The organism is Pyxidicoccus fallax (genome assembly GCF_012933655.1).
Classification (GTDB): Bacteria; Myxococcota; Myxococcia; order Myxococcales; family Myxococcaceae; genus Myxococcus; species Myxococcus fallax.
The window spans coordinates 1-8,309 of sequence record NZ_JABBJJ010000457.1; the positions used below are offsets into that span (position 1 = coordinate 1).

The 8,309-nt window shown below is 67.8% G+C and carries 7 protein-coding genes; all 7 read right to left on the minus strand.

What is annotated here, in order from left to right:
• Window positions 1-13: 13 nt before the first annotated feature.
• The gene (locus HG543_RS48690; RefSeq protein WP_169351809.1) at window positions 14-1,789 is read right to left on the minus strand and encodes a serine/threonine-protein kinase; all 1,776 of its coding nucleotides are present in this window, start codon (window positions 1,787-1,789) and stop codon (window positions 14-16) included.
• A gap of 315 nt (window positions 1,790-2,104) precedes the next feature.
• Window positions 2,105-3,250, minus strand: a complete 1,146-nt coding sequence (locus HG543_RS48695; RefSeq protein ID WP_169351810.1) for a PDDEXK nuclease domain-containing protein — start codon at window positions 3,248-3,250, stop codon at window positions 2,105-2,107.
• 68 nt (window positions 3,251-3,318) lie between these two features.
• Complete coding sequence (gene epsA / locus HG543_RS48700) at window positions 3,319-4,122, minus strand: exopolysaccharide biosynthesis glycosyltransferase EpsA (RefSeq protein ID WP_169351811.1); 804 nt, start codon at window positions 4,120-4,122, stop codon at window positions 3,319-3,321.
• Window positions 4,119-6,290: a GH44 family glycoside hydrolase EpsB gene (gene epsB, locus HG543_RS48705; RefSeq protein WP_343073632.1), complete on the minus strand. Its 2,172-nt coding sequence runs from the start codon at window positions 6,288-6,290 to the stop codon at window positions 4,119-4,121. Before epsB ends, epsA begins: the two co-directional genes overlap by 4 nt.
• A 60-nt stretch (window positions 6,291-6,350) precedes the next feature.
• Window positions 6,351-6,905 carry a serine O-acetyltransferase EpsC gene (gene epsC, locus HG543_RS48710; RefSeq protein ID WP_169351813.1) on the minus strand — a complete coding sequence of 185 codons (555 nt, stop codon included), beginning with the start codon at window positions 6,903-6,905 and terminating at the stop codon, window positions 6,351-6,353.
• A gap of 9 nt (window positions 6,906-6,914) precedes the next feature.
• The gene (gene epsD / locus HG543_RS48715) at window positions 6,915-7,928 is read right to left on the minus strand and encodes an exopolysaccharide biosynthesis glycosyltransferase EpsD (RefSeq protein ID WP_169351814.1); all 1,014 of its coding nucleotides are present in this window, start codon (window positions 7,926-7,928) and stop codon (window positions 6,915-6,917) included.
• The coding region (locus HG543_RS48720; RefSeq protein WP_169351815.1) for a hypothetical protein at window positions 7,925-8,309 on the minus strand (385 nt) is incomplete at its 5' end. The genes HG543_RS48720 and epsD, both read right to left, overlap by 4 nt.

Consider the following 8,309-nt stretch of genomic DNA (forward strand, 5'->3'; position numbering starts at 1 on the left):
GCCATTTCGGACCTCATGCGCTTGGCAAGAAGGGAATTCCGCGCCCTCCAGCATCGTCCCGATGTCCTCCGCTCCTTCTTCGAGCATGCTGGACTCCATGTTTAGCGGACTCGCCGAGGCGGTTTAGCTCCTGGTTCGAGCCAGCGGTCTGGGCCCGGCTTCGGAGGTCCAGGAGGTCCTGCAGGACCGGTGAGCCGTTCGCAATATCGCCCACCTTGGCGCGCAGCCATTGCTCGGCATCGGCGATATCCCTGAGGACTCTTTGTTGGAGTGCCTTGTCGAGGGAAGTAGCAACAGGAGTAGATGCTTTCTTGGGCGCATCAGGAACGCGGGAAGCTTTACCAGGGGACTGATGCAACCGCTGCGCGACTCGACGCTCCTGGGATTGTGCGGGTGCGTCGCTCACGTGCTTTGTTGGAACCACAGCCGTGCTGGAGAGCGGGGCACTTCCAGGCGGCTTGGAACCTCCCTGCGTCGCTTGGGCCTGCACACTCGCGGATGGGTGTTGCCCGCTGCTGTCCGGGGCCTGGCCCTGTCCTTGGGACTTCAAGACAGGAGCCTGGGGCATGGGTGGGGTGTTCTGGATGGAAGACTCCTGGGTGACCGCGGGACGGCCTCCCCTCACAGCAGGTGATGGCTTCTCGGCGTTCGTCTTTTCGGGAGTGGGCGCGTTCGCTACCAGTACGGCGGATATCGGCTCTGGGGTAGGGCTCGGAGCTTTCGTGAGCCAGAGAGCCAGAGCCCCGCCGCTCGAGACCACGAGTAACGCTGCCCCAATCGCTCTTCGTCGCCAATGACTGGAAGCCTGAGGCGACCGGGATACCGATACCTCCAGGGACCGGGTCGTCCGGGTCGTGCTCTCCGAGGAGCTCGGGAGGGTGAGCGTAGTTTCGGGTCCCCGCTCCATGGGCTGCGTGAGTGCTGCCTGGGAGACAGGGATTCGCTTCAGGGCATGGCGCACGGCCTCCGCGGACTCGGGACGCCGGGCGGGGTCCTTCGCGAGCAGATGGAGGATCAGCGTGTCCAGCTCTGGAGGAATCTCCAGCGCCCGCGACGAGGGCCGCGGTGGAGGCTGCTCGACATGGGCGAAGAGGATTTGCAGGGGCTCGCCGTTGAAAGGGCGTGCTCCGGTCAGCATCTGGAAGGCGATGATGCCCACCGCGTAGAGGTCCGCCGCCGGGCCCGCGGGCTTGCCGCGGATCTGCTCCGGGGACATGTACTCCGGTGTCCCGAGGATGGCGCCATCGACGGTGGTCGGACCGTCATGGGACTCCAGAATCTTGGCGATGCCGAAGTCGACCAGCTTGATGGAGTGGGTGCCTTCCGCCACGCCCGCGAGGAACACGTTGCCGGGCTTCAGGTCCCGGTGGACCACGCCGGCCCGATGCGCGGCTCCGAGCGCGGCGAGCATCTGGTCGAGAATCCACACCGTCGTCCCGACATCCAGCCGCTTCTGCTGGCGGATGAGGTCTCCAAGGGTCGCTCCCTGGAGGAGTTCCATGGTGATGTAGGGGCGCCCATCTGGGAGCTTGCCGAAGCCGAAGATGTCGATGATGCCCGGATGCTGGATGGCATTGACCGCGCGTGCCTCGATGAGCAGCCGCTCCACTTGCTGTTCCGAGACGAGCTCCGGCCTCAGGACCTTGATGGCGACCTGCTTCCCGATGAGGGGATGGCTGGCACGGTAGACGACGCCCATGCCCCCCGCGCCGATGCGCTCCTGGATGACGAACTCGCCAACTTGCATCGACAGCAGCGGATCCTCATGATGACCGGCTGCGCCCCTCATCTGCTCTTCCCCTGCCTGTGACGGTGCATCGACATGGCTTTCCCGGGAACCCTGGCATTTCCAGCGTAGCAGTCCCGGAGGGCCGGTTCTCACATTGGCAAGGCACAGGGACGCCAAGCGTCCGCTGGCCACCATGTCCGCGTGAGCGTCTGTAGGCGCGGGAGAGGACTACTTTGGTTTCTCCGCCCGCTGCCGGATCCGGTGCGCAAGGGCTTGGCGACGCTGATGACCTCCTTGCCTACCTGGGAGGCGACCCCGTGTGGCGCCTGCGCGGACACAGGCCAGGGCAGCTTGCTTCAGCGGTTGGCAGGGGATTCAACGTGTCGAGGCGCGATGCTCGAAGCGGCTGCGTGCCAGCGCAAGGGCTTGATGGAAGCGCTCGCGAAGGACCTCGCGTGGAGGGAGCTCGGTCAGATACTCGGCCACGTGAATCCCGCTTCGATCCAGGTTGAGGTATTCGACGGTTTCGCGCTTCTTTCCCGCGCACAGGATGATGGCAACAGGTGGTTCTTCTCCAGGCTGTCGCTCGTGGCGGTCGAGCCAACGTAGGTAGAGCTCCACCTGTCCGGAGTCGGATGGCTTGAAGTCACCAATCTTGAGTTCGATGACTACCAGCCGGCGCAGGCGCCGGTGAAAGAACAAGAGGTCGATGTAGTAGTCATCGCCGTCGAGTGTGATGCGTTTCTGCCGTTCCACGAAGGCGAAGCCCGCGCCGAGCTCGAGGAGGAACCGCTCGATGTCCCGCAGCAGCGCGGCCTCAAGGTCCTTCTCACTGAACGTGTCCCGCAGGCCCAGGAAGTCGAGCAGATAGGGGTCCTGGAACACGAGGTCGGGTGTGAGCTGGTCACTTTGTCGAAGGGAGGTGAGTTCCTTCCGGATGAGCTGGTCGGGCTTCTTCGAGAGCGCGGTGCGCTCGTAGAGCATGCTGTCGATCTTCTGCTGCAACGTTCGAGTGCTCCAGCCTTCGATGCGGCACATCTCCGCATAGAAGTCGCGCTTCAGTTCGTCATCCAGGTAGATGAGTTGCTTGAAGTGCGTCCACGACAATTGTCTCCGCAGCGCGGAGACAATTTCGGGGTTGGGGAAGGCTTCGGCGAAGCGCAGCATGTGGCGCAGTGACTTCTCGGAGAAGCCACGCCCGAACCGACGTTCCAGGTGCCTTCCCAGTGCGGAGACAAGCGCCGTGCCGTAGTCAGCGCGTCGTTCCTTCAGGATGTCCTGCCGGATGCGTGTGCCAATCTGCCAGTACAGCGCCGCCAATGCGTTCTGGGCGACCTGCGCGACCTGGTGCCGCGCTGTTTCGATCATCCGCCCGATGTCGTGGACGAGCGTGTCGGTCCCAGCAACCGGTTCCAGAGATGCAGTCTCGGCAGCGCGCCTCTTCGCGACTGAGTGACGTGCTGCTCGCGCCGAAGAGGACGGCCTCTTCGGTCCCGACGTGCGCTTGCGCGAGGAACTCATGGACCGCTCCTCCGCGAATGCGTGAAGGTCACAGGCGTGCGGTTCTCGGCGGTCTGTCGCGGCCGTGCCTACTCCGGCTTCCCGCCCGTCCGCTGCCAGAACTCCCGCAGCAGAATCGTGGCGAAGCGCGAGTCATTCAGGATGTACCGCCGCCACAGGCGCTTCGGCTCGTTCGCCAGGCGGTACAGCCACTCGAAGCCCGCGCGGGAAATCCACTGCGGCGCGCGCTTCGCGGTGCCGGCGATGAAGTCGAACCCCGCGCCAATGCCGATGGCCACCGTGGGCCCCAGCTTGCCCGCCACCTGCGAAATCCACACCTCCTGCTTCGGGCTGCCCAGCGCCACGAAGAGCAGGTGCGGGTCCTTCTCGCGAATCTTCGCGACAATCGGGTCGTTCTGCGCGTCCCCGGCGTCCGTGCGCACCATCGGCGAGTCCCAGCCCACCACCTCCACGCCGTACTTCTCGCGGACGATGCCGGCCACCTTCTCCGCCACGCCCGGGCCCGCCCCCAGCAGGTACACGCGCCACTTGCGCTCGGCGCCCATCTTCATCAGCGGCAGGATGAGGTCCGACCCGGCGATGCGCTCCGGCAGCGGCACGTCCATCGCCTTGGACGCCCACACGATGGGCATCCCATCCACCACCGAAATCGTGGCGCGCGAGTACGCGTCGCGGAACGGCACGTTGTCCTCGGCCAGCACCACGTGGTCCACGTTGGCGGTGAACACGTAGCCGCCCTCACGCTGGTCCACCAGCCGCCCGATCTGCTGGACCGCATCGTCGAACGTGAGCTGGTCGATGGTGAGCTGGCCGATGCGCAGCCGCGGCCGGCCCGTGGAGAAGGTGGACGTCGAGGGAGTGGCAGCGCTCATGGCTTCTTCACCGTCAGTTCGAACACGGTCATGGAATAGGGCGGAAGGCGCTGGCTCACGGAGCCGGCGCCCTTCGAGCCGGGAGTCTGCTCGGTGAACCCCCCAGGCGCGCCCGCGTAGCCCAGCACGCGCACGCTGTCGAGCGTCCCGCAGCCTTTCAGCTCGACTTGCGCCTGCGCGGCCTGGTCCGGGTCCAGGTTGAGGGCAATGGCCACCAGCTTCTTCCCCGAGTCATCCCGCGACGCGAAGAGGCTGGTGCCCTCGGGCGCCTTCGCCGGCACCCAGTTGTCCTGGAAGCGCCCACCCTTGCCGTCGAAGTCCCGGTACGCGCGGAACGCCCAGTACGCCGGCGAGCCGTCGGTGGGGTACTGCCAGAAGAACGCGGAAAGGATGTTCTCCTGCGCGAAGCGGCCCAGCGCCTCGGCCTGCGCGAGGCCGCCGCTCATGTGCCGGAAGGCCCCGAAGTTGTACTCGCCGATGGAGATGGCCCGGCCCGGGTAGTTCTCGGCGATCCACTCCTTCATGCGCGGAATCAGCCGCACGGGCTCGTCAATCCAGGACTCGTCCTTGTAGGTCGGGTCCCACAGCCCGCGCACGGAGCGGATGCGGCGCGCGTTCGTCTCCGGGTCCGTGGCGCCTTCGGTGCCCACGCCCACGTCGCTCTGCGGGTAGAAGTGCAGGTCCACCACGTCGAGGATGCGCACGCCCGTCTTCTTCTCGTGCTCGCGCAGCTGGCGCAGGTACCACACGATGAGCGGCAGGTTGTCGTGCGCGCGCCGGTCCGCGTGCTGCAGCCGGCCCTTCGCCACATCCGCGGCGGACCAGTAGTAGTTCGTCCAGCCCCACTCGGCCGGGCCGGCGATGACGGCCTCGGGGTCCGCCTTCCGCACCGCCGTGCCGTAGTCAATCGTGCGCTTGAGCAGCGCGTCGTAGGTGAGCGGCTCCGGGTGCACGTCGCGGTGCGTGGAGTTCCAGAGCATGGGCTCGTTGTCCAGGATGTACATCTGGACGCTGCGCGAGCCGCGAGCCTTGTCCTTCTCGCGAATCGTCTTCACCCACTCGGCGATGAACTCGGGCGGGGCCTCCACGCTGGTGAGCGTGGGCGAGCCGGGCTTCAGCAGCGTGCCGTCGCGCGACTTGCCGTTGCCCGCGCCGTTGTCTTCCGACTGCTGCGCGCCGAACTGCGACACCGGGAAGCCGGCGGACGTCTTGTCCTTGGCCACCCAGCCCAGCATGGGCAGCGTGAGCGCGGACTGCATGCCGTGCTTCCGGTTGGACTCGAGGAAGTCCTCGTAGCTGACGCCGATGTCGACGTTCCTGTAGTACCAGTCGTTGGCGCTGTTCCACGTGCCGCCCAGCTTCCAGTTGTAGCGGGACGCGGGGTTGCCGCCCCACCGGCGCGTGGTGGCGCCCAGGCGGTACTGGTGCGTGTCCAGCTTGTCGCGGTTGCCGTCCAGGGCGATGCCGTAGATGAGCGGGCTGATGCGGTGGCCGGGCGCGGTGCAGTCGATGACCATGCTCGCCTCGCGGCCGCTGCCCTTGCTGGAGCGTCCGCCGCCCGCGGCCCTCGCCGCGGCCAGCTCGGGCGGCAGCGCCACCAGCGCCACCTTGTCGAAGAGCACCCAGTCGCGGCCCACGCCCTTGGAGGCGCGCAGCACCACGCGGTCGAACGCCTCGCCGCGCGGGTTGAGCAGCTCCATGGGGATGACGACCTCCGTCCACTCACCGTCCTTGCGGACCTTGAGCTCGGGGGTAATCGCGATGCGCGGGAAGGCGATGGCCCCCTGCGCGTCCAGGCGGGCTTCCAGGAACTCGCCGAAGGAGTCCGGCGCGCTGAAGCGGAACGACAGCGCCCCGAAGGAGCCCTCCAGCTTCGGCCGGTAGAGAATCCACCCGCCGTGGTTGAACAGGCGCATGCGCGCCGGAGCGCCCTTCGGCAGCTCGCGAGGCGCCCAGCCGATGTCCTTCCATTCGGCGCTCAGGCCGCCGTCGTAGAGCATCACCGGCGTCGTCTGCGCGGGAGCCTTCTGCGCCGCCGCGGCGTCCTGCCCCGCGTCGCCGGAGCCACCCGTGCCCGCGCCCGTTGCCCGCGCCACCGCCACCGTCCCGCCCGCGAGCAGGGCGCACGACAGCACGGCCGCGCCCGCCTTCCTCCGTGCTCGCTTCACTCCGTCCTCCATGTGCTTCTCTCTCCCCCAGTGGGCCCGCGCGACATACCGCCTGTGACTTCAGAGGACGACGTCGTCCTTGTCCTTGCGCGGGAAGATGCGGGCGGGAATGCCCACGGCCACGCTGTCCGGAGGGACGTCCTGCAGCACCACGGCATTCGCACCGATGCGCGAGCGCGCGCCGATGCGCACCGGCCCGAGGATGCGCGCCCCGGCGCCAATCCACACGTCATCCTCGATGACGGGGTAGCCGTTGTCCTTGGCGGTGCCCACGGTGTTGTTTCCGTAGAAGCGCACGCGGTCGCCAATCTTCGCGTCGCCGCCGATGACCACGCCCAGGCTGTGCACGAAGTACACGCCCTTGCCGAGCGTGACGTCCTTGCCAATCTCGATGCCCATCACCGCCGTCTGCGCCACGCGCAGCACGTGGTTGACGAGCGGAATCCGGTACGCGAGCGCCGCCTCGCGCGCGCGGTTGAGCGCGGTGATGCGGTACGAGTCGCTGGTGAGCACCACCTTGGCGATGGACTTCGCGTCCTTCGTGCCATTGGCCGCCTTCGCCAATTCCAGCGCGTCCGTGACGAGCGAGCCAATCATCGAGGTCCTCCGGGTCATGGTGTCCACCTACTCCTTCCGCCCCTGCAGATAGCGGGCGACCTCGCGGGCCACGCCCGTCCAGCCACCGGCCTCGTTGCGCGCGCCGCGCAGGTACTCCATGCCGTACGCCACGGAGGTGCCCGCGAACGCGGCCTTCTCCAGGCCCAGTTTGTCCGCCGTCTTCGCCACGTTCATCACCGTGTTCGTCAGGAGGCGCGTGGCCTCCGGCGCGACGACGGTGGCGGCCAGCAGCGGGCGGGTGAGCGGGTTGGTCTCGAAGAGCAGGCGCCAGGGATTCACGCCGCGCACCTCGGGGTGCTTGCGCGCCACCTGCGTGTCGAACATGCCGTAGCGGTGGGCGCGCTTCAGCCAGCGCTCGAAGGACACGTGGTCGCTGCCGTGCAGCACGTACGCGTCACGCGAGAAGACGAAGGTGCAGCCGGACTTCTCCAGGCGCAGGCCCAGCTCCACGTCCTCGGACTGGCCCAGCGACTTGTCGAAGCCGCCCACGCCCACGTAGTCGGCGCGGTGGAAGGACACGTTGCCCGTGTACAGGTGGTTGCCGCGCGCGCGGGCGCCGGGGACGGACAGCTCCTCGGCCATGCGGTTGTTGAGGTACGCGTACCAGCGCTCGAACAGGGGCATGTCGCCGATGGACGGGTCCGGGCGGATGCGGCCGAGCACCACGTGGCGCGAGCCGGGCGGGTGGTGCGCCAGGTGGCGCTCCAGGAAGTCCGGGGCCACCTGCATGTCGTCGTCGGTGACGAGGACGATGTCGCCCCGGGCGGCGATGACACCGCGGTGGCGCGCGGCGGCGGCGCCGGCGTTCTGCTGCACCTCCACGCGCAGGGTGTACGGCAGCTTCTGGGCGAGCAGCGGCTCGCGCACGGGCTCCTTCGAGCCGTCGTCGACGACCACCACCTCGAACTGCTCGGGCGGAAGCGTCTGGCCGGCGAACTGCCACAAGAGGCGCGTGATGAGGGGCAGCCGGTTGTAGGTGGCGATGACGACGCTGAGGCGGGGTGTGGGCGCGGTGCTCATGGCTTCTTCTTCTTGTCCTGCTTGCCCCGGTCCTTCTTCTGCTGCCGGGGGAAGGTGACGCTGCCCACGAAGCGCTCGTGGCCGATGTAGTCGATGGTCTTCCGGGCGTCCGCGAAGTTCGTCTCGCCGAGCGTCACGCACAGCAGGACGCCGTCGGCGCCGAGCGCCAGGGGCAGGCTGGCGGGGCGGGTGAGCAGCGAGTCGATGACGACGACCACGCGCTCGCCCCGGGTGGCGCGCTCGCGCATCTCCTGCATGAGGCGTGGGGCGTCCGCGGGGGAGATGCCGGTGGCGTCCTGGAGGTGGATCTTCTGCGAGTACGCGTAGGGAGCACCGGCCTCGAGGATGGCGGTGGCGGCCTCCAGCGCGGGGGCACCGGGG

What these genes read in the sequence shown, in the direction of transcription:
- HG543_RS48690 (WP_169351809.1), bottom strand. Translation starts at nt 1,789, where the DNA reads ATGAGGGGCGCAGCCGGTCATCATGAGGATCCGCTGCTGTCGATGCAA.
- HG543_RS48695 (WP_169351810.1), bottom strand. Translation starts at nt 3,250, where the DNA reads ATGAGTTCCTCGCGCAAGCGCACGTCGGGACCGAAGAGGCCGTCCTCT.
- epsA (WP_169351811.1), bottom strand. Translation starts at nt 4,122, where the DNA reads ATGAGCGCTGCCACTCCCTCGACGTCCACCTTCTCCACGGGCCGGCCG.
- epsC (WP_169351813.1), bottom strand. Translation starts at nt 6,905, where the DNA reads ATGACCCGGAGGACCTCGATGATTGGCTCGCTCGTCACGGACGCGCTG.
- epsD (WP_169351814.1), bottom strand. Translation starts at nt 7,928, where the DNA reads ATGAGCACCGCGCCCACACCCCGCCTCAGCGTCGTCATCGCCACCTAC.